This window comes from Spirillospora sp. NPDC047418 (assembly GCF_040643275.1).
GTDB lineage: Bacteria > Actinomycetota > Actinomycetes > Streptosporangiales > Streptosporangiaceae > Spirillospora.
The window spans coordinates 1-19,402 of the sequence record NZ_JBEYTW010000047.1 but is presented as its reverse complement, the minus strand read 5'-3'; the positions used below and the strand labels follow the sequence as shown (position 1 = coordinate 19,402).

Genomic DNA, 19,402 nt, shown 5'->3' with positions numbered 1-19,402 from the left:
AGCTTGGCGCCCATGCACACGGTGACGACGGTCGAAGCCGTCGAAACGCTCATAGGAAAACCGCCCCAACTGATCCTGCTGAAGGCGGTCGACACCCTCGACGACGGATGCCGGAATGTACTGGCCCATTCGCCGATCGCCGGCGTCGGCTTCCGCGACGGCACGGGAGCAGCGCATACGACCCTCGTCGGCGGACGCCCTGGATTCGCGCGCGCGGAAACGGCCGCGCACCTTTCTTTCTCGATTCCGGCCGATGAACCGCACCCGGCTCAGGGCACCGGCCTGTCGATGCTCTTCCTCGTGCCGGGGATCGGCGAGACACTCCGGCTCAACGGCTCGGCATCGGACGTGTCCGCTGGCCGCGTCACCGTCGCCCTGGACGAGGCATGGGTCCATTGCGCGAGGTGCGTGCTCCGCTCGGGCCTGTGGAAAGAGCCGCCCGCCAACGCGGCACCGCCGCGAATCGGCGCCGTAGAGGGCCCACTGGCCGACCCGGCGGTCGCCGAGTTCCTCTCCAGGACGCCGTTTCTCCTGATGTCCTCGCGTGACGCGGACGGCCACGGCGATACGAGCCCGAAGGGCGACCCGGCCGGCTTCGTCCACATCCTGGACGGTCACACCCTGGCCATACCGGACAGGAGGGGGAACAAGCGAGCCGACACCTTCCGCAATCTCATGGCCTGCGACGAGGTCTCGCTCGCCGCCCTGGTCCCCGGCCGTGACGACGTCCTGCACCTGAGCGGCACCGCCCGCGTGATCGACGACCCGGCGCTCCTGTCGGCGATGGCTCTCAAGGACAAGCCCCCGCACGCGGCCACGGTCGTCCACGTCGACCGCACCCAGATCACGCCCAATGAAGCGGTACGGCTATCAGGGGTGTGGGACCGGTCAGCGCACGCGGACCGGCCCCGAGCATTCGACATGATGAGCGTGGCGGCACAGCACCTGGCGCACAACAAGGGCCACGGCGCATCAGCCTCAATGGCCCGAGTGCTTTCCAAGGGCCTGGCCGCGTCCCCCAGAATCGCCCGCCGAGCCATGGACGCCGCCTACCGAAAAGAGCTCAAGGACGAGGGCTACTGACCGAGCCCCTTCCGGAAGGCGATCGTCGGCGCCGGTCGGCCGAACTGACCGGTGTCGGCCCGGTCAGCCGAACTGGCCGGGCTGGTAGTCGCCGGCGGGCTGCTGCGTCATGACGTTCCCGCGGTTGAAGGCGTTGATGATCGCGATCACCGCGACGAGCGCGGCGAGCTGCTCGTCGTCGTAGTGCTTGGCGGCGTTGGCCCACACCTCGTCCGGGACGCCGCCGGCCGCGTCGGCGATGCGGGTGCCCTGCTCCGCCAGCTCCAGCGCGGCGCGCTCGGCCTCGGTGAACACCGTGGCCTCCCGCCAGGCCGCGACCAGGTTGAGGCGGGTCGCGGTCTCCCCGGCGTGCGCGGCCTCCTTGGTGTGCATGTCGACGCAGAAGGCGCAGCCGTTGATCTGGCTGGCGCGGAGCCGCACCAGCTCCTGCGTCGCGAGCGGCAGCGTCGAGTCCGGGATCGCGTGGCCGGCCGCGGTGAGGTGCTTCATGACCTTGGCCATCACCGGGCTCTGGAAGAGGTTCAGACGCGCTTCCATCATGTTCTCCTTCGCCGTGAACGGTTACACCCTCAGGACGGGGCAGCGCGGCGGTCTGTGACACCCGTGGGATGTGACCCGCGCCTCGCCCCCGCGTTGTCACAGTCGGCCCGTCCGCTCCGTCGCGAGTAGTGACGGACGAACGTCCGAAAAAGGAAGGTGACGGTCATGCGGGTCTTCGTGGCAGGCGGGAGCGGAGTGCTGGGACGCCGGCTGGTGCCGCGCCTGGTGGAGCGCGGCCACCAGGTGACGGCCACCGCGACGCGGGCGGCCAAGCTCGATGTGCTGCGGCGGCTGGGCGCGGAGGGCGTCGTGATGGACGGGCTCGACGCGGCGTCGGTCGGTGCCGCGGTGGCGGACGCCCGGCCGGACGTGATCGTCCACCAGATGACGGCGATCTCGGTGGCGCACGCCGGCAAGGCGGACATGAAGCACATGGACCGGTGGTTCGCCGGCACCAACCGGCTGCGCACCGAGGGGACCGACCACCTGCTGGCCGCCGCCGAGGCCGGCGGCGTCCCCCATGTCGTCGCGCAGAGCTACGGCGCGTGGAACGGGATCCGGCGGGGCGGCTGGGTGAAGACCGAGCAGGACCCGGTGGACCCGATGACGGGCACGCCCGCCGAGCCGGGGATGGCGGCGATCCGGCACGTCGAGGACGCCGTCGCCGGGGCCGGCGGCGCGGTGCTGCGCTACGGCTGGTTCTACGGGCCGGGCACCATGGACGACCTCGTCGAGCCCATCCGCAAGCGGCAGTTCCCGGTCGTCGGCGGCGGTGCCGGGCACTGCTCGTGGGTGCATCTGGACGACGCGGCGGCCGCGACCGTCCTGGCCGTGGAGCAGGAGGCGCGGGGCGTGTTCGCCATCGGCGACGACGAACCGGCGCCGGCCGCCGAATGGCTGCCCTACCTGGCGGAATGCGCGGGAGCCAAGCGTCCGATGCGGATCCCCGCCTGGCTGGCCCGGCCCTTGGCCGGGGACGTCGCGGTGATGATGATGACCGAGGGCCGCGGCTTCTCCAACGCCAGGGCCAAGCGGGAGCTCGGCTGGGAGCTCCGCCACCCGTCCTGGCGCCAGGGCTTCAAGGAGGAGCTGGCGTGATCAGCCGCGGGGCGCTCCGGTGTCGTCGTAGTGCCGCCTCGCCTGCTCGACCTTCCCCAGGTTGGCGCCGGCCCACTCGGTGAGGTGGGCGAAAAGGGGGCCGAGGCTGCGGCCGAGGTCGCTGATCTCGTACTCGACGCGCGGCGGCACCTCGGGGTGGTAGGTGCGGACGACCAGGCCGTCGCGCTCCAGCTGGCGCAGGCGCTGGGTGAGGACCTTCGGGGTGATGCCGGTGATGCGCCGCTCCAGCTCGACGAACCGGTGGCGGCCGAACGTGTGGAGCGCCCAGAGGATGGGCGTCGTCCACCGGCTGAACACGATGTCGACGACCGGGGAGACCGGGCAGGCCAGCTCGGGATCGGACGTGGCGTCGGTCGCCGCTCGGCCCATGGTCGCACCCCTCTGAGGTAGTCACTTTCCTGTAGGTACCTACTATACTCATGCTGTTAGCGTCGCCGTCATCACGAGGAACACGAAGAAAAACGGGAGTTGATCATGTTCGTGGTGACGGGTGCGACCGGGAATGTCGGACGGCCGCTGGTGCGGGCCCTGGCGGACGCCGGGGAGCGGGTGACGGCGGTTTCGCGAGGCACGGCACCGGTGGATCTACCGGAAGGAACCGTCCATGTGCGGGCGGATCTGACCAAGCCGGAGACCCTGCGACCCGCCCTCGGCGGCGCCGAGGCCCTGTTCCTGCACGACGGCGGCGCCGGCGGCCACGGGTTCGACCCGAAGGCCGTCCTGGACGCGGCGAGGGACGCGGGGGTCCGGCGGGTGGTGCTGCTGTCCTCGCAAGGCGTGGTGACCCGGCCGGAGTCGCCCTCGCACGGGGGCGTGATGCGCGCGGTCGAGGACGCGGTCCGGGAGTCGGGCCTGACCTGGACGATCCTGCGCTCTGGCGGCTTCGCGTCCAACGCCTACGCCTGGGCCGAGTCGGTGCGCGCCGAGCGGACCGTCGCCGCGCCCTTCGGCGACGTCGGGATACCGGTGGTCGATCCGGCCGACATCGCGGAGGCCGCGGCCGCGGCACTGCGCAAGGACGAGCACGCGGGGCGGGTCTACGAGCTGAACGGGCCGGCGGCCGTCACGCCCCGGCAGCAGGCCGAGGCGATCGGCGCGGCCCTCGGCGAGCCGGTGCGGTTCGTCGAACTGACCCGGGCCGAGGCCCGCGCGCGGATGGCCGCGTTCATGCCGGAGCCGGTCGTGGAGACCACGCTGGCCGTCCTCGGCGAGCCGAACGCCGCGGAACTGCGGCTCAGCCCGGACGTCGAGCGGGTACTCGGCCGCGCACCCCGCTCCTTCGCCGCATGGGCCCACCGCAACGCCGACGCCTTCCGGTAGGGCCGTTCGTGCCGCTCCACCGGGCAGGCCGGCCTGGTTCGGCTTGGGCGAAGGCCGCCGTCCAAGCCGAACCAGGCGAGTCGTTCAGATGGACCGGCGGTTGGACGCGGTGCGGGCGCCCAGCCAGGCGGCGTAGAGGGCGGTGCCGACAAGGGCGGCCTTGCGGGTCTTGTCGACGGTGAGGGCCGCGCCCAGGGCGAGTTCGGTGGCGCCGTTCCGCTTGATCCAGGCATCGGTGTCCTGCGGGAAGGCGAGCCGGGAGATCGGCTCGAACACCTTGGGGGCGGCGAAGTGCGCCACCCCGGTGGCGGCGAGCGCAATGCCGGCGGTGCGGAGAAGAGCCATGAGGGGATTTCCTTTCAACCGGTGAATTCGTAGTCGTCGAGGTCGAACGTCCGGCTGCGGCGCAGCACGGAGAAGCCGGACTCCGGGCGGACGTACGGGGCGTCGCCGTGCCGGTCGAAGTAATAGGAGTTGGACCGGGCGCAACTCGGCTGGGCGAGGATGGTGCCCTTCATGCGGTCGCGCATCCGGGCGGTGAAGTCGTCGTGCGGGCGGCGCCTGACCACCATGCGGGCCGCCCGGCGCCGGCGCGCCTCCGCGATGCAGCGCACGATGTGCGTGCTGCCCGCCTCGATGATCGAGAACCAGGACGCACCCGTGACGGTGTAGGGGCCGTTCATCAGCCAGAAATTGGGCGCGAGCGGCGAGGCGACGCCCTCGTAGGTCTGGTAGCGGTGCTCGTCCCAGAAGGCGCCCAACTCGGCGCCGTCCAGGCCGACGACCGGGAACGCGGGCATCGCGCCGATTTCCAGGGTCTTGAAGCCCGTGGCCAGCACCAGGGTGTCGATTTCGCGTTCGCGGCCGTCCCGCGTCACGATGGCGTGCTCGGTGACGCGTTCGATGCGGTCGGTGACCAGTTCGACATTGCCGCGCATGAACGTGGGGAAATAGCGATTGGAGAACGAGGGCCGCTTGCAGCCGAAGCCGTAGCGCGGCGTCAGAGCGCGCCGGAGGCGGCGGTCGGGCACCTGGCGGCGCAGATGGGCGCGGCAGGTCATCTCGGTCGCGCGCACCAGGAACGGCACCTTGCTGTAGTGCACGATGCCCAGCACCATGATCACCTCGGACGCGATCGTGGTGATCAGCCGGGCGAGCGACTGGACCGGCGGCACCGCCCGGAAGAGGGCGCGCACCCCGCGCGGGACGGTGAAGTCGACCTTCGGGAACACCCAGATCGGGGTGCGCTGGTAGACGTCCAGACGGTCGGCGACGGACGCGATCTCCGGGATGACCTGCAGGCCGGACGCACCCGTGCCGATCACCGCGACCCGCTCGCCGCGCAACTCGTGGCCGTGGTCCCAGCGGGCGGTGTGGACGATCGTCCCGGCGAACGTCTCGATGCCGGGGATGTCCGGGTTCTTGGGCTGGTCGAGCGGTCCGACGGCGGCCACCAGGAACCGCGCGGTGATCTCGCCCCGGCCGGTGCGGACGCGCCAGGCGTCGGCGTCCTCGTCGAAGACGGCCCGCTCGACCTTGGTGCCGAGACGCAGGTGCGGCCGCAGCCGGTACTTGTCGGCGCAGTGCTCCGCGTAGGCGCGCACCTCGGCGCCGGGCGCGAACGCCCGCGTCCAGGACGGGTTGGGCTCGAACGAGTAGCAGTAGGTGGTGGACGGGATGTCGACGGCGACCCCCGGATAGGTGTTGTGCCGCCAGACGCCGCCGACGCCGTCCGCCGCGTCCAGGATGACGAAGTCGCGCACGCCCCTCTGCCGCAGCCGGATGCCGAGGCACAGCCCGGAGAATCCGGCACCGACGACGACCACCTCATGGTCGGGCTTCACCCGGTGTCCCTCCCCCCACCCTGGGATACCGACGGTATTTAGAAGTTGGACGAGGTGTCAATACACTCCGGGGCCGATGCTCCCGGCGGCCGGATACCGTCGGTATCCAGATGCCGGCACCCCTACGATGGCGGAATGGCACGACTGTCCAGGGCGGAGAGCCAGGCGCGCACCCGCGAACTGCTGATCGCCACCGCCCGGCGGCTGTTCCTGCGTGACGGGTATCACGCCACCTCGCTGGAGAAGGTCGCCGAGGCCGCGTCCTTCTCCAAGGGGGCCGTCTACTCCAACTTCGCCACGAAGGACGAGCTGTGCCGGACGGTCATCGAGGCCATCCGCGCCGAGCAGGTGCAGGCCATCATGGACGCCTTCCTCGGCGAGGGCTCCGACGAGGACCGCCTCGCCGTCTTCGACGCCTGGGCCGAACGCACGATCGGCGACCCCGGCTGGACGCTGCTGGAGGCCGAGTTCGCCATCCACGCCACCCGCCGCGACCCCGCGCTCCGCGCCGAGGTCGCCGCCGGCGGCCGCAGTTGGGCCGGCGCCCTCCGCCTCCTGCTGGAGGAAGAGGCCCGCCGCCGCGACCGCCCGCTTCCCCTCCCCGCCGCCGAACTGGCCGACGCCCTCCTCAGCCTCGGCATCGGCCTCGGCCTGCGCCGGGCAGTAGACCCGGCCCTCTCCCCCAACGCCCTCACCAACACCCTCCGCCTACTCCTCGCGCGTTGACGGCTCAGCGTTCGCGTTGGTTTCGGCGTGACGTTATGAAGGTCATGTCCCGCTGACGTCCGTCAGCGGGACATGACCCTGGCTCTGGTGTTCGTCGCCGCCGTGACGCCCGCGATGCGGGCCGACCAGGCGGCTCCTGCGGCCTCAGGAAGGCCGCGTGGACAGGGCTATCGCTGGCCCTGCGGCGCGACCTGGCCCTGCGGTGCGGCCGCGTCCTGCGGTGCGGCCTGGTTCTGCTCCGGGGCCTGCGGGGCCTCCGGGGCGGCGTTCTGCTGCTCGGGCTTGGCCTGCTGCGGAGGCGCGGCCTCCGCCTGCTCCACGGCCTCCGGCTTCGCAGCCTCGGGCTTCGCGGCCTCCGCCTGCTCCGCGGCCTCGGGCTTGGCGGCCTCGGGCTTGGCGGTGGCCTCCAGCGCGTCGGCCTTCTCGGCACCCTGGCCGTCCACCTTCACGGCGTCCTGCTCCGGGCCCTCGACCTCGATGACCACGGGGCCGGTCTTCTTCCCATGGACGCTCGGCTTGATGTCGCCGGTCTTGACGGGCTTGTTCCCGTTCTCCGGCGAGGAGTGCGGCGACTTCTCGATCTCGGCGTAGTTCAGGTCGCCGGGACCGTTCTCCACGATGTAGCGCGGCTTGATGTAGATGTGGACCTCCTGCGGCGGCCCGGCTTCCGCCGAGGCCGCGGGAACGGCCAGGAGACTGCCCCCGACGGCCAGCGCGACGACTGCCGCCGCACGAGCTATGCGTTTCATTCCATTTCCCCCTTTTTTGTGAACCAGGTTCGCGTACCGCGAACACTTGTTGATCATAACAAGGCGATTACACGAAACTAGATACGGGGAGCCGTGGATTCTCGGAGACTCGTCATCCGCAAAACCGACTTGCCGTTAGTTTACAGATCGGCAGTAATGCCGGATCTCTAAGCCGCCGGGTCTGATGTCCGGGGCGGCGGGATTCCGCGCGCCCGCTTCCGGCAGGGTGGGTCCGGGTCGTCCGGCGCGGCGGAGGACGGGCCCTGCACAGGCCCCCGACCAGGGCCATCGCCGATGCGCACGTGTACGTGTGCGTGAACGGGTGCGCCTGTCTTGGCGTCCGCATAACCCCCGGATCACGCCATTCCAGGAAAGCGGCTGCGCCCCGGCCGAGCCCCACGGAAAATGAGCTTGAGAACGAAGCCGTCGACGGACGTCGCCGTCCTCGGTGCGGGTCCCGCCGGCCGGGCCCTCCGGCGGAAGGAGGAGGGGCCGGCCGGCGGGCCGCGGATCAGGCCACGTCGAGTTCGCGGCGGCGCTCGGCCCACTGGAGGGAATGGCGGATGGCGTCCTCGATGGTGTACTCGGGCTTCCAGGACAGGAGGTCCCACGCCTTGGCCGGGTCGACGAAGGCGCCGACGACGTCGCCGGGGCGGGCCGGGGCGTCCTCCGCGACGAAGGCGTCCCCGACGACCTCGCGGAAGGCGGCGACGAGTTCGCGGACGGTGGTGCCGTCGCCCGTGCCGAGGTTGATCACCTCGTAGCGGGCGTGGTCGCCGACCGGGGGGATGATCGAGTCGAAGCGGGCGGCGGCCTCGTAGAAGGCGCGGGCGATGTCCCAGACGTGGATGTAGTCGCGGATCGCGGTGCCGTCCCGGGTCTCCCAGTCCACGCCGGTGATCTTGAAGGGCGCGCCCTGGGTGAAGCACTCGATCATCTTGCCGAGGGCGTGGGTCGGCTTGCTGTTCTGCAGGCCGGTGCGCAGCCGGGGGTCCGCGCCGATCGGGTTCAGGTAGCGCAGCGAGATGACGCGGAAGTCGTAGGCCTTGCAGAAGTCCTGCAGGAGGAGCTCCGCCATCATCTTCGAGCGGGTGTACGGGTTCTGCGGTTCGAGGAACGACGTCTCGGTGACCGAAAGGTCCGGTTCCGGACGGTACATCCCGGCGGTGGACGCGAAGATCATCCGGTCGCGCCCGTTGCGCACGAGGTGGCCGGCGAGGTCCAGGGTCTTGGACAGGTTGACCCGGTAGTAGCGCAGCGGGTCGGCCATCGAGTCGGGCACCACGATCAGCGCGGCGCAGTGGACGGTCGCGATGATGTCGGGGTGGTCCCGGAAGATCGTGTCGACCAGGTCCCCGTCGCCGATGTCGCCCTGGTAGAAGATCTTACCGGCGGCGAACTCGGACCGGCCCGTGACCAGGCTGTCGAGCACGACGGGCGTGACGCCGCGCTCGGCGAAGGCGGAGGCGATCGTGCTGCCGATGAACCCGGCTCCCCCGGTGATCAGGACTTTCATGTGGCATCCCCTGCAGGCCAGTGCGTCCCCTTGAATGACACGCACAGGATCCGCAGGCGGTCGCGGACGGTCAATGTCCCGCACGGAAGGTGACCGGGTCCGGACGCGGGTGAACCGGCGGGCACCGGATGGCGTCCGCGCACGGTTCTTCCCGCCGCCCGCGGAGCGGAGCGAAGTACAGCGTTTGCAGGATCCGCCGGGCGCGCGCAGCGGTCATCGTCGGTGGATGGAACCGATCCGCGTCCTCATCGTGGACGATCACGCGCTGTTCGCCGAGGCCCTCGCGGCGCGGCTCGGGCGCGAGCCCGATCTGGTGATCCTGCCGATCGCCTCGGACGTGCGGCGCGCACTCGCGCTGACCGCCACCGAGCGCCCGCGGGTGCTCGTCCTCGACCTGATGCTCGGCGCGGAGAGCGGGCTGGACGTCCTGGACCGGGTCCGCGCCGACCATCCGGACGTCCGGGTCGTGGTGCTGACCGCGATGAGCGACCTGGACGCGATGGTGCAGGCCGTCCGGCGGGGCGCGGTCGGGTGGCTGGAGAAGACCGAGAGCGCCGGGCTGGTCGCGCGGGTGATCCGGTCGGCCGCGCGGCAGGGCGGCTGGATCCCGCCGGACGCGCTCGGCGACGTGCTCCGCCGGCTCGTCCGGGACGGCGGCGAGGCCGGCGCCGACGCGCCGCTGGCCGAGCTGACGCCGCGGGAGCGCGAAGTGCTGCAGTGCATGGTGGACGGCCTCGGGCGCGCCGAGATCGCCGAGCGGCTGGGATTGTCGGCGAACACCGTCCGGACGCACACGCAGAACCTCCTCGCCAAGCTCGGGCTGCATTCGGCGCTGGAGGCGATCACGCTCGCGATGCGGGCCGGGATGCGGCCGTCCGGCTGACCCCTGCAAACGGCGTAGTCCCGGGTCGTCTTTTGGGCGATTGCTCCGTACAAGCCCCTTCTTACGCTCGCCGTGACGAGCCGGAGGGGAAGATCGTGGAGATCGACGAGGTCGCGGCGCGGGTGGTTCGCAGCTACTGGGCGCTTCTGCTGGTCATGACGGTGGCCCCGCTCGTGCTGGTGGGGCTGGTGATGAGCGGCCAGGAGCCGCCGGCGGTCGCGCAGTCCCGGCTGCAGGCGAGCAGCCGGGCGACGGACGCGGCGCCCGGCGACGCGGGCGTGTCCATCGTGGTCAGCCAGGTGAAGGCGTTCGCGACCAGCGAGAACCTGCTGAGCGGGGTGCTGCGCGCGCAGCGGGTGGACCGGTCGACGGTGAAGGTCGCCAAGGCGATCGAGGTGACCGGGCTCGGGACGTCCACGATCGTGCAGTTGTCGGTGAAGGACCGCGATCCGGGCGTGGCGCGGCGGCTGGCGGACGCGCTCGGCGCCGCCGTCGTCAAGGAGATCAACGCCTCCAACCAGGGCTCGATCACGCAGCAGATGGACGAGATCGACAAGCGCGTCCGGGAGCTGGAGAAGAAGCTCGGGCCGCTGTCGCGGCGGGCGGGCGCGCAGCCGAACCCCGACATCGGCGCCGCGAACGAGCGGGAGCGGGTGCAGGCCGAGCTGACCGACCTGCGGTCGAACCGCTCGGACCTGCAGACGCAGCTGTCGACGGCCGGGACCGCGTCGGTGGTGCAGCCGGCGGTGCTGGCGCGGCGCACGAACCCGGTGGTCATGATGGCGGCGATCGCGGGCCTGGTCGGGCTGATCGGCGGGATCCTGATCGCGGTGGTGACGGAGATGGTCCGTCCGACGATCCCGGGGCAGCGGCGGGTGGCGCGGCGGCTCGGCGTGCCGCTGCTCGGCTGGGCCGACCGGGGGCCGGCGCCGCTGGCCGACCTCGGGCGGCGGATCCGGCTGGCCGCGAACAAGGAGGGCGTCGGGCGGATCACGCTGGTCGGCGCCCCCGGACCGCTGCCCGCCGACCTGGTGTCGTCGGTCGCGTCCGCCGTCTACGGGGACGACACGAAGGTCGTCACGGCCCGGCCCGGCAACGACGACGACAGCGGCGGCGGCACGGACGAGCCCGGCGACGAGGTCGGCGGGCCGTCGCTCAACAGCGGCGGGCCGGGCGGGCGGGCGAGCACGTCGGTGGTCCGCGCGGGCGGCACCGCCGTGATGACGAAGAAGTCCGGCGTGTCGCCCTCGGAGGTCACCCAGCCGGTTCCGGTGCGCCGGCTCTGTCATGTGCACGCGTTCGAGGACATCGATCCGGGTTCGGACGAGGTGGTCGGCGTGGTCGTGGTGGTCGGGCCGGTGACGCGGGTGGCGGGGCTGGAGACGGTCCGCGATCTGGTCGCCGCGTCGGGCTGGCCGCTGCTCGGCGTCGTCGCCTCGTCCCGGAAGATCTCCACTTCCCACAAGAGCAGGGGGTAGCAGATGAGTTCGTCCGTTCCGTTCACGATCCCGTCGGTGTCCGGCGAGGTGTCCGACGCGGTCGTCAAGGTGCTCGACTCGGGCTGGATCACGACGGGTCCGCAGACGGCGGCGTTCGAGCAGGAGTTCGCCGACCACCTCGGCGCCGCGCACGTCGTCGCGGTCGCCTCGTGCACGACCGCGCTGGAGCTGTGCCTGCGCGCGCTGGACCTGCCGCCCGGGTCGGCGGTGCTGACGCCGAGCCTGACGTTCTGCGGCGCGATCAACGCGATCCTGCACGCCGGGCACCGGCCGGTGCTGGTCGACATCGACGAGGACACGCTCGTGCCGAGCCCGGAGACGGTGCGGGCGGCGGCCGACCGGAGCGACCCCGCGGCGATGATCGTCCAGAACCAGGGCGGTTACCCGGTGGACGTGGCGGCGCTGGCGGAGGCGGCCGGCCTCGACCGGACGCGGGTCGTCGAGGACGCGGCGCACGGTCCGGGCGCGGGCCGCGCCGGCAAGAACGTCGGGTCGGAGTCGTTCGCGGCGTGCTTCTCCTTCTACGCGACGAAGAACATGCCGATCGGCGAGGGCGGCGCGGTGGCGTCCAGCGACCAGGAGTTCGCCGACCGGGTCCGCGCGATGCGCATGCACGGGATGAGCAAGGACTCCTGGAAGCGCTACCTGCCCGGCGGCAGCTGGCGCTACGACGTGAGGACGGTCGGGCTGAAGGCGAACATGACCGATGTCCAGGCGGCGATCGGGCGGGCGCAGCTCGCGGCGCTCCCCGGCTGGCAGGAGCGCCGCGCGGAGATCGTCGGCCGGTACGACGCGGCGCTGCGCGGCCTGCCGGGCCTGGTCCTCCCGCAGCGGAACCTGGACGGGATCCGGCACGCCTGGCACCTCTACCAGGTCCGCGTCCACGACCGCGACGCGATCAGCGCCGAGCTGGAGGCGGCGGGCGTCGCGACGTCCGTGCACTTCATCCCGGCGAACCAGATGACCGCGTACCAGGAGATCCTGGGCGCCGAGGAGTGCGCGCGGGTGCCGGTGACCGACCGGGTCGGCGAGGAACTGCTGTCGCTTCCGCTGTATCCGGGGCTGACCGACGACGGCATCGAACGCGTCGTCACCGCACTCGCCGAGGCCCTGCGGACCCGGAGCTGACCGTGCGAAGGTTCATGCCGCGCCGCACTACCGGGACCACCGCGCCGGTCCCGGTCAGCCCGCTCGCCCTGCTCATGGGGCGGGACGAGGTGGTCATGGCGCGGCATCGCGGGCGGCGGCTGGTCCGCGGCCGGCGGGTGCTGGTCACCGGGGCGTGCGGGACGGTCGGCCGCGCCCTCTGCCACCAGGTCGGACGGCTCGAACCGGCCGCGCTGACCCTGCTCGACCGCGACGGCGCCGGCCTGCGGCGCCTCCGCAGCGAACTGGACGGTGGCCTGGGCGGTGGCCTGGGCGGTGGCCTGGGCGGTCGGCTGGGCAGCGTCGCGCTCGCCGAGGCCGACGTCCGCGACGAGCGGCGCGTCGACCGGGCCATCGCCGCGGCCCGCCCCGACCTGCTGTTCCACACGGCGGGCCGCAACGAGCTGGCGGCCGTCGAGCGCGACCCGTGCCGGGGCGCCGCGCACAACGTCCTCGGCACCCGGCACGTGCTCGACGCGGCGGTGCGGCACGGGGTGGAGCGGGTCGTGTTCGTCTCGTCCGACAAGGCCGCCGACCCGACGTCGGTGTTCGGCGCGACGATGCGGCTCGGGGAGCTGCTGCTGCGGACGGCGACGCCCGGCCCGACGTGCTTCGCCGCCGTCCGGGTCGGCAACGTGATCGGCGAGGCGGGCCCGCTGCTGAGCCTGCTCGCGCACCGCATCTCCTCCGGCGAGGTCGTCACGATCACCCATCCCGAGGTGGCCCGCCACTTCATGACGGTGCGGGAGGCGGCGGGGCTGCTGATCGAGGCGGCGGCGATGGCGGAGGAGGCGGAGACGTTCGTCCTCGACATGGGCCGTCCCGTCCCGGTCGTCGACCTCGTGCACCGGTACGCCGAGCAGCTGCGGCTGCCGGAGGTGACGATCCGGTTCAGCGGGCTCGGGCCCGGCGAGAAGCTCGCGGAGAAGGCGTTCGCCGACTCCGAGCGGCGGATCCGCACCGCGCACCCGAAGATCTGGGCGACCCGCCCGGCCGCGCCGCCCGCCGGGCTTCCGCAGCTGCTGGACGAGCTGGAGGCCGCGGCCGGCGCGGGCGACGGGGACGCGGTGCGGCTGCTGCTGCGCCGGCTGCTCCCCGAGTACCACCCGGTCCGGCGGCCCGACCCCGCCGAGCCCCCGCCGCCCGAACCGCCCCGGCTCTGCGGCACGGGGTGCAGCCCCGACCCGCCCGGCCTGTGAGGTGTGCCAGTGAGTACCACGAGGAAGCTCAGAGTCGCCACGGTGATCACCCGCTTCAACGGCGGGGCCGGGCAGGTCGCGCTGAACGGCGCGCTGGCCCTCCCGGACGGCGACTACGAGCGCGCGATCGTCACCGGCGGCGTCGGCATGGACAGCACGGCAGCGTCCACGAGAAACAGCGTCCTCTATGGGGACGATGCCGTCGCGAACGCCGCCGCCGGTGACCTCACTCCGCGGGCGCACGCGGCCGGGATGGAGATCGTCCAGGTGGGGCCGCTGGTGCCGCAGATCTCGCCGCGCGACGACCTGGCCGCGCTGCGCACGCTGACGGAGGTCCTGGCCGACGGGCGGTACGACGTCGTCCACACGCACAGCGCGAAGGGCGGCGTGATCGGCCGGGTCGCGGCGGCCCGCGCCGGGGTGCCGCGCATCGTGCACACCTGGCACGGGTTCCCGTTCAACGAGTTCCAGTCGTTCGCGCGGCGGCGCGTGTATATAGGTCTCGAGCGGATCGCCGCCAGGCGCACCGACGCGTTCCTCGCGATCGGGTCGGAGACGGTGACGACGGCGCTGCGGCTCGGGCTGACGACGCCGGAGCGGGTGCGGCTGTCGTGGCCCGCCGTGGACGTGGACGCCTACGCGGCCGCGCCCGGCTCCCGCGCACACGCCCGCCGCCGCCTCGACCTGCCGCTCGGCGTGAAGGTCGTCGGGTCGGTCGGGCGGCTGACGTTCCAGAAGGGCCCGGAGGTCTTCGCGAAGGCCATCGCGCGGCTGCCGGACGACGTGTTCGGCCTGTGGGTCGGCGGCGGCCCGATGGCGGACGAGCTGGAGCGGCTCACCGCAAAGCTCGGCATCGCCGAGCGGATGCGCTGGCTCGGGCACCGCGACGACGTCGCCGACGTGCTGCCCGCGTTCGACGTCATGGCGATGGCGAGCCGGTGGGAAGGGCTCCCGTGCGTGCTGGTCGAGGCGATCGGGGCGGGGATCCCGCTGGTCGCGACGGCCGTCCCGTCCAACCAGGACCTCGTGCTCGCGGGCGAGACGGGGATGCTCGTCCGGCCGGAGGACCCGGCGGGGCTCGCCGCCGCGGTGTCGGCGCTGCTGGACGACCCGGCCGCCGCCGCCCGGATGGCCGGGCGCGCCCGCGCCCGCGTCGGCGCGTGGTTCTCGCCCGAGCACCTCGGGACCGTCCTCGACGAGACCTACCGGGGGAGCTCCGCACGCCCATGACCGCGACCCTGACCGCATCCGGCGAGGCCCCGCACGCGCCGGCGCCCCTGAAGCGGCGGACGCGGCTGCCCGCCGTGGTGATCGTCGCGGGCATCGCCTCGCTGCCGATGCTGATGCCGGCCGGGCTGGCGCCGGGGCCCGGCAACACCGCGCTGCCCGACCTCGCGCTCGTCGGCGTCACCGCGGTGATGCTGCTGTGGGCGGGCACCCGACGGCTGCCGGTCCGGTGGCCGTTCCTCGTCCCGACGCTGCTGACGATCATCGCGGGCGGCATCGCGGCCATCGTCAACGACGCGGGCGCGCTCACCCTCGTCAAGGACCTGTTCGTCCTGCTGTGGGCGGTGGGCATCGCGAACTTCGGCCGCGACCCGTCGCTGCTGAAGGTCGCGCTCCGCGCGTTCGTGTGGATCGGGACGTTCTACGCCGTCGTCATGCTCGTCGGCTTCGTGCTCGGGATCGAGGCGCTGTCGGGCAAGCAGGTCGACGGCGAGCGCGCGATGTTCACGTTCGGCGACGCGAACTACGCGTCCAACTGGTTCATCTGCGTCTTCTTCATCGCCCGCGCGAGCCGGTTCCCCGAGACGGCCTGGAAGCGGTGGGCGGTCTGCGGGATCCTGCTGGCCGCCGAGGTCCTGACCGGGTCGAACGGCGGGCTGCTCGCGCTGTGCGTCGCGATCCTGCTCGGCTGCCTGTTCCGGCTGTTCCGCGAGGGCAAGGCGCACCACGCCGTGGCGGTCGGCGCGCTCGCCGTGTTCGTGGGCGGCGGCGCCGTCGCGGCCGTCTCGGCGGTGAACGTCCAGCCGCTGCTGGACCGGGCGAGCGAGGCGTCCCCGATCCTGCGCGACTCGATCGGGCGGACGACCGGGGAGAGCACCAACTCGCGCAGCACCGTCCTCGCCACCACCCTCCAGATGATCGACGACCAGACGCACCCGTGGGGCATCGGACCCGGCCAGACCGAGGAGCAGATGCTGGTGCGGCAGGAGACCTACGTCCGCGAGGCCCACAACGACTACGTGGCGGCCGTCCTGGAACGCGGCTTCCTCGGGGGCGTCGCGCTCATCACGCTCGTGTTCGTCCTGCTGCTGAAGTGCGTGCGGATCGCCCGCCGGGGCGTCCTGACCGCCGAGTACGCGCGGCTCGTCCCGCGGCCCGAGTTGTTCGGCGCCCTCATCGCCGTCTTCCTCGTCTCCGGGCTCTTCTACGAGACCCTCCACTACCGCCACGGCTGGGCGTTCTTCGGGCTCATCGCCGCCCTCGACCTGTTCGGACGGAAGGAGGCGGCATGACCGGCACGCAGTCCCCGGCCGCGGTCGCGCCCGCGCCCGAGTCCCGGCTCCGGCGCCGGCTGCTCGCGCTCGTCGCGGGCAACATGGCCGGACGCATCGGAGCGCTCGCGTCCCTCGGCATCGCCACGATCATGGTCGCGCGGATCGGCGGGCCGAAGCTCGTCGGCGCGTTCACCCTCGTCCGGATCCTGCCGGGGCTGCTGTGCCAGCTGTCCAGCGCGGGCCTGCCGGGAGCCGCGCCGTTCTTCCTCGCGCGCTCCGCCGACTACGACCAGAGCCGGGTACGGCCCACCCTCGCCTGGCTGACCGTGATCGGCGCGACGCTCTCCGGGATCGGCTGGCTCGCCCTCAGCCCCCTCTTCTACCTGGTGTTCTTCAAGTCGTTCGGGATCTGGGTCACGCTCGCCGCCGCCGCGCCGTCCTTCACCCAGGGCTTCGTGTCGGTCGGCAAGGGCCTCCTCCAGGGGACCGACGACCAGCCGGGCGCGAGCCTCGCCATCGCCGTCGAGGAGTTCGTGTTCCTGCCGATCTACCTGGTGATCCTGACCGGCTGGTACGGGCCCGGCGCGCTCATCACCGGGCTCGTCCTCGCCGACGTCGCCGCCGCCGCGTGGATCGCGCGGCGGCTCGCCCGCCGCGGGTTCTTCGCCGGCTGGGGACGCGCCGACCGGCGGCTCGGCCGCTCCATCGCCGGGTACGGGTTCCGCGGCTACCTCGGCCAGCTCATCGACCTGCTGCAGCTCCGCTTCGACATGGCGCTGCTCGGCGCGCTCGCCGGGCCGAAGGTGCTCGGCGTCTACACGGTCGCCAGCAAGTTCGCCGAGCTGGTGCAGCTGCCGGGGCTCGCGGTCAACTACGTCCTGTACCCCGACTTCGCGAAAGAGGACCGGGAGACGGCGACGAAGCGGACCTCCCGCCTGATCCTGCCCGCCCTGGCCGTGTCGGTGCTGGCCGCGCTGCCGCTCGCGCTCATCGCCGGGACCGCGCTGCCGTGGATCTTCGGGGACGTGTTCGACGACGCGGTCGTGCCCACCTACATCCGGCTCGCCGGCGTCGTCACGTTCGGCGTGACCGGGCTCGTCATGGCCTACCTGTACGGGGTCGGACGGCCCGGCGCCGCGTCCACCGGGCAGGGCATCGGCCTGGTGGTGGTCGTCGTGCTCGGCGCGATCCTCATCCCGGCGCACGGCGCGGTCGGCGCCGCCGTCGCCACGTCCATCTCCTTCGTCGCGACCACGGCCGCACTGCTGGTCTGGTTCCAGCACGTCAAGAACCCCGCATCCGAACCCCCCACACCCGAACCCCCCGCACTCCACGGCAAGGAGTGACCATGTCCGAGCTCGCGAACCGTCCCGTCGAACCGTCCGGCGGCGTCCCCCCGTCCCGGCCGCGCCGCGTGCTGGACGTCGCCGGCGCGCTCACCGGGCTGCTGCTCCTCAGCGTCCCGCTGGTGCTCGTCTACGCGCTGGTGCGGCTGTCCAGCCCCGGGCCCGGCGTGTTCCGGCAGCGGCGGGTCGGGCAGGGCGGACGGCCTTTCACCATGTACAAGTTCCGGACGATGCGGCAGGGCGTCGGCGGCCTCACCGTCACCGCCAACTGCGACCCGCGCCTCACCAAGGTCGGCAAGCTGCTGCGGCAGTGGTCGCTGGACGAGCTGCCGCAGCTGGTGAACGTGCTGCGCGGCCAGATGACCCTCGTCGGGCCGCGCCCGGAGACCTACGACCTCGCCGAGCACTACGCCGCCGACTGCCGGTGGATCTTCGACCACCGGCCCGGCCTGACCGGCGTCTCCGAGGTCCGGTTCCGCGACTTCGACGTGCTCGGCCCCGGCGAGGAGGTCGACCTCGCCAACTACATCGAGCGGATCGTCCCCGCCCGCGTCGCCGTCGACGCCGTCTACCTGCGCGACCCGTCGATGCGCGCCACGTTCGGCGCGCTCTGGGACACCGTCAAGCACATCCTCGGCATCCCGATCCCGCCCCTGCGGATCACCGGGGAGGCGCCGCCGCGCCCCGCCGAGGAGCCCGGCTCCGCCGCCTGACCCGCCGCCCGCCATCGGGGAGCAGACATGGACATCCGGGGCACCCGGTTCAAGCTGTCGGCGGTCGCGGCCGCGGTCGTCCTGGTGGCCGGATTCCTCCTCTACCTGCAGCACAGGACGTCCGGCTACCAGCCCTACCGGGGGCCGCTCGCGACACCGGGCTCGCCCGCCGCCGAACCCCACAAGACCCGCCGGATCGCGCTCAACACCCAGCCCGCCGACTACCCGCGGCTCAAGACCCTCGGCTACGACCTGGTGGACGTCAAACCGGACGCCTCCCTCGTCGCCGGCGTGCCCGCCGGGATGCAGGCGCTCCTGTGGGTCGGCAACTTCACCTGCGGCGACTTCGACCTCGGCTGGGACGCGTTCCAGCGGGCCGTCCAGCAGTTCGGGCACGACCCGAGGGTCTACGGCTGGTACCTGTCGGACGAGCCCAACCCCGGCGACTGCCCCGGGGTCGCGGGCGAGATCCGCCGCCGCGCCGCCTACATCGAGCAGAACGCGCCGGGCCAGATCTCGTTCATCTCCCTCACGGACTGGCCGATGAAGCCGCTCACCCCGAAACGCGTCGGCGTCGACCTGGTCGGCCTCGACCCGTACCCGTGCAAGGGGTCGTCCGAGGCCCGCGAGCGCTGCGACACCGGGGCGATCGACCGGATGGTCCGGATGGCCGACGCCGCCGGCATCCCGCGCGCGGCGATCGCGCCCGTCCTGCAGACGTTCGGGCAGAGCTGCACGAGAGGCGACAAGCAGTACTGGCTGCCGACGCAGGCCCAGTTCCGCAAGATCCTCGCCCGCTGGGACCGGCTCACGCCGCGCCCGCCGCTGGAGATCTCCTACTCCTGGGGCCGCCAGGACCGGTGGGCGTGCCCCACCCTCGCCGACGCGACCGGCGGCGCCCACCCCGACCTGCAGACCCTGATCCGGGCCCGCAACACGCGCGGCTAGCCCGCCTTGTCGGCGATGGCCGGCTGTGAATTGGACGGCACCGGAAAGTCGAACGAGCCGACCTTCACGGCCACGACTTCCATGACGCAGACGACGAGAACGAACGCGACGGCCAGCAGGCCGAGCTTCTTGCGGTCCAAGCCCCGCACCCCTTCAAACCCCCAGAAAACGCAGGTCAAACCTACCACAAAACGATCTTCCCCCTCTCCCACCTGCTTCGTTGATCTGCGGCGTGTTGTTGTTATGCGGTCGTCCATAACAACAACACGC

Annotated in this window: 20 protein-coding genes; 13 read left to right on the top strand and 7 right to left on the bottom strand. The window is 72.4% G+C overall.

Annotated features, from left to right (window positions below; all coding sequences use genetic code 11):
• Positions 1 to 12 precede the first annotated feature (12 nt).
• The gene (locus ABZ806_RS26295) at positions 13 to 1,083 is read left to right on the top strand and encodes a pyridoxamine 5'-phosphate oxidase family protein (RefSeq protein ID WP_500220049.1); all 1,071 of its coding nucleotides are present in this window, start codon (positions 13 to 15) and stop codon (positions 1,081 to 1,083) included.
• Positions 1,084 to 1,146: 63 nt separating this feature from the next.
• Here the strand turns inward: ABZ806_RS26295 and ABZ806_RS26290 are convergent, their stop codons facing one another.
• Positions 1,147 to 1,620: a carboxymuconolactone decarboxylase family protein gene (locus ABZ806_RS26290; protein ID WP_500220048.1), complete on the bottom strand. Its 474-nt coding sequence runs from the start codon at positions 1,618 to 1,620 to the stop codon at positions 1,147 to 1,149.
• Positions 1,621 to 1,788: 168 nt separating this feature from the next.
• Between ABZ806_RS26290 and ABZ806_RS26285 the strand changes: the two genes are divergently transcribed.
• Positions 1,789 to 2,721, top strand: coding sequence for an NAD-dependent epimerase/dehydratase family protein (locus ABZ806_RS26285; protein ID WP_500220047.1), 933 nt, complete (start codon positions 1,789 to 1,791; stop codon positions 2,719 to 2,721).
• Here the strand turns inward: ABZ806_RS26285 and ABZ806_RS26280 are convergent, their stop codons facing one another.
• Positions 2,722 to 3,111 (bottom strand): winged helix-turn-helix transcriptional regulator, encoded by a 390-nt coding sequence (locus ABZ806_RS26280; protein WP_500220046.1) that lies wholly within the window; start codon positions 3,109 to 3,111, stop codon positions 2,722 to 2,724.
• A gap of 105 nt (positions 3,112 to 3,216) precedes the next feature.
• Between ABZ806_RS26280 and ABZ806_RS26275 the strand changes: the two genes are divergently transcribed.
• Positions 3,217 to 4,062, top strand: coding sequence for an SDR family oxidoreductase (locus ABZ806_RS26275; protein ID WP_500220045.1), 846 nt, complete (start codon positions 3,217 to 3,219; stop codon positions 4,060 to 4,062).
• An 84-nt stretch (positions 4,063 to 4,146) separates the two neighbouring features.
• Here the strand turns inward: ABZ806_RS26275 and ABZ806_RS26270 are convergent, their stop codons facing one another.
• Both ABZ806_RS26270 and ABZ806_RS26265 read right to left on the bottom strand, forming a co-directional pair.
• A complete protein-coding gene (locus ABZ806_RS26270; protein ID WP_500220044.1) occupies positions 4,147 to 4,407 on the bottom strand; it encodes a DoxX-related protein in 261 nt (86 codons plus the stop codon).
• A gap of 14 nt (positions 4,408 to 4,421) precedes the next feature.
• The gene (locus ABZ806_RS26265; RefSeq protein WP_500220043.1) at positions 4,422 to 5,906 is read right to left on the bottom strand and encodes a flavin-containing monooxygenase; all 1,485 of its coding nucleotides are present in this window, start codon (positions 5,904 to 5,906) and stop codon (positions 4,422 to 4,424) included.
• 135 nt (positions 5,907 to 6,041) lie between these two features.
• On the opposite strand from ABZ806_RS26265, the gene ABZ806_RS26260 reads away from it, so the two are divergent.
• Positions 6,042 to 6,632, top strand: coding sequence for a TetR/AcrR family transcriptional regulator (locus ABZ806_RS26260; RefSeq protein WP_500220042.1), 591 nt, complete (start codon positions 6,042 to 6,044; stop codon positions 6,630 to 6,632).
• 167 nt (positions 6,633 to 6,799) lie between these two features.
• Here ABZ806_RS26260 and ABZ806_RS26255 read toward each other — a convergent pair whose 3' ends face one another.
• Both ABZ806_RS26255 and galE read right to left on the bottom strand, forming a co-directional pair.
• The gene (locus tag ABZ806_RS26255) at positions 6,800 to 7,381 is read right to left on the bottom strand and encodes a hypothetical protein (protein ID WP_500220041.1); all 582 of its coding nucleotides are present in this window, start codon (positions 7,379 to 7,381) and stop codon (positions 6,800 to 6,802) included.
• 511 nt (positions 7,382 to 7,892) lie between these two features.
• Positions 7,893 to 8,897, bottom strand: a complete 1,005-nt coding sequence (gene galE, locus ABZ806_RS26250; RefSeq protein ID WP_500220040.1) for a UDP-glucose 4-epimerase GalE — start codon at positions 8,895 to 8,897, stop codon at positions 7,893 to 7,895.
• A 226-nt stretch (positions 8,898 to 9,123) separates the two neighbouring features.
• Here galE and ABZ806_RS26245 point away from each other — a divergent pair, with 226 nt between their 5' ends.
• The 9 genes from ABZ806_RS26245 (at position 9,124) to ABZ806_RS26205 (ending at position 19,132) form a co-directional block, all read left to right on the top strand.
• Positions 9,124 to 9,780 (top strand): response regulator, encoded by a 657-nt coding sequence (locus tag ABZ806_RS26245; RefSeq protein WP_500220039.1) that lies wholly within the window; start codon positions 9,124 to 9,126, stop codon positions 9,778 to 9,780.
• Positions 9,781 to 9,875: 95 nt separating this feature from the next.
• Positions 9,876 to 11,258 carry a YveK family protein gene (locus ABZ806_RS26240; RefSeq protein WP_500220038.1) on the top strand — a complete coding sequence of 461 codons (1,383 nt, stop codon included), beginning with the start codon at positions 9,876 to 9,878 and terminating at the stop codon, positions 11,256 to 11,258.
• Positions 11,259 to 11,261: 3 nt separating this feature from the next.
• Positions 11,262 to 12,407, top strand: a complete 1,146-nt coding sequence (locus ABZ806_RS26235; RefSeq protein ID WP_500220037.1) for a DegT/DnrJ/EryC1/StrS family aminotransferase — start codon at positions 11,262 to 11,264, stop codon at positions 12,405 to 12,407.
• A gap of 2 nt (positions 12,408 to 12,409) precedes the next feature.
• Entirely contained in the window at positions 12,410 to 13,624 is a 1,215-nt protein-coding gene (locus tag ABZ806_RS26230) for a polysaccharide biosynthesis protein (protein WP_500220036.1), read from the top strand.
• Between the two features lie 9 nt (positions 13,625 to 13,633).
• Positions 13,634 to 14,854: a glycosyltransferase gene (locus ABZ806_RS26225; protein WP_500220035.1), complete on the top strand. Its 1,221-nt coding sequence runs from the start codon at positions 13,634 to 13,636 to the stop codon at positions 14,852 to 14,854.
• Positions 14,851 to 16,143, top strand: a complete 1,293-nt coding sequence (locus ABZ806_RS26220; protein WP_500220034.1) for an O-antigen ligase family protein — start codon at positions 14,851 to 14,853, stop codon at positions 16,141 to 16,143. The genes ABZ806_RS26225 and ABZ806_RS26220 overlap by 4 nt, the downstream gene beginning before the upstream one ends.
• Positions 16,140 to 17,471 carry a lipopolysaccharide biosynthesis protein gene (locus ABZ806_RS26215; protein WP_500220033.1) on the top strand — a complete coding sequence of 444 codons (1,332 nt, stop codon included), beginning with the start codon at positions 16,140 to 16,142 and terminating at the stop codon, positions 17,469 to 17,471. Before ABZ806_RS26220 ends, ABZ806_RS26215 begins: the two co-directional genes overlap by 4 nt.
• Positions 17,472 to 17,473: 2 nt before the next feature.
• Positions 17,474 to 18,184, top strand: coding sequence for a sugar transferase (locus tag ABZ806_RS26210; RefSeq protein WP_500220032.1), 711 nt, complete (start codon positions 17,474 to 17,476; stop codon positions 18,182 to 18,184).
• Between the two features lie 27 nt (positions 18,185 to 18,211).
• Entirely contained in the window at positions 18,212 to 19,132 is a 921-nt protein-coding gene (locus tag ABZ806_RS26205; RefSeq protein ID WP_500220031.1) for a hypothetical protein, read from the top strand.
• Here ABZ806_RS26205 and ABZ806_RS26200 read toward each other — a convergent pair.
• Positions 19,129 to 19,402, bottom strand: a 274-nt coding sequence (locus ABZ806_RS26200; RefSeq protein WP_500220030.1) for a hypothetical protein, incomplete at its 5' end; no start/stop codon positions are given. The two genes, ABZ806_RS26205 and ABZ806_RS26200, sit on opposite strands and share 4 nt — an antisense overlap.

Excerpts from the sequence above, each read along its gene's own strand:
- ABZ806_RS26290 (WP_500220048.1), bottom strand. The coding sequence starts at position 1,620 with ATGGAAGCGCGTCTGAACCTCTTCCAGAGCCCGGTGATGGCCAAGGTC.
- galE (WP_500220040.1), bottom strand. The coding sequence starts at position 8,897 with ATGAAAGTCCTGATCACCGGGGGAGCCGGGTTCATCGGCAGCACGATC.
- ABZ806_RS26260 (WP_500220042.1), top strand. The coding sequence starts at position 6,042 with ATGGCACGACTGTCCAGGGCGGAGAGCCAGGCGCGCACCCGCGAACTG.
- ABZ806_RS26295 (WP_500220049.1), top strand. The coding sequence starts at position 13 with ATGCACACGGTGACGACGGTCGAAGCCGTCGAAACGCTCATAGGAAAA.
- ABZ806_RS26285 (WP_500220047.1), top strand. The coding sequence starts at position 1,789 with ATGCGGGTCTTCGTGGCAGGCGGGAGCGGAGTGCTGGGACGCCGGCTG.
- ABZ806_RS26235 (WP_500220037.1), top strand. The coding sequence starts at position 11,262 with ATGAGTTCGTCCGTTCCGTTCACGATCCCGTCGGTGTCCGGCGAGGTG.
- ABZ806_RS26280 (WP_500220046.1), bottom strand. The coding sequence starts at position 3,111 with ATGGGCCGAGCGGCGACCGACGCCACGTCCGATCCCGAGCTGGCCTGC.
- ABZ806_RS26210 (WP_500220032.1), top strand. The coding sequence starts at position 17,474 with ATGTCCGAGCTCGCGAACCGTCCCGTCGAACCGTCCGGCGGCGTCCCC.
- ABZ806_RS26255 (WP_500220041.1), bottom strand. The coding sequence starts at position 7,381 with ATGAAACGCATAGCTCGTGCGGCGGCAGTCGTCGCGCTGGCCGTCGGG.
- ABZ806_RS26215 (WP_500220033.1), top strand. The coding sequence starts at position 16,140 with ATGACCGGCACGCAGTCCCCGGCCGCGGTCGCGCCCGCGCCCGAGTCC.
- ABZ806_RS26220 (WP_500220034.1), top strand. The coding sequence starts at position 14,851 with ATGACCGCGACCCTGACCGCATCCGGCGAGGCCCCGCACGCGCCGGCG.
- ABZ806_RS26245 (WP_500220039.1), top strand. The coding sequence starts at position 9,124 with ATGGAACCGATCCGCGTCCTCATCGTGGACGATCACGCGCTGTTCGCC.
- ABZ806_RS26275 (WP_500220045.1), top strand. The coding sequence starts at position 3,217 with ATGTTCGTGGTGACGGGTGCGACCGGGAATGTCGGACGGCCGCTGGTG.
- ABZ806_RS26270 (WP_500220044.1), bottom strand. The coding sequence starts at position 4,407 with ATGGCTCTTCTCCGCACCGCCGGCATTGCGCTCGCCGCCACCGGGGTG.
- ABZ806_RS26205 (WP_500220031.1), top strand. The coding sequence starts at position 18,212 with ATGGACATCCGGGGCACCCGGTTCAAGCTGTCGGCGGTCGCGGCCGCG.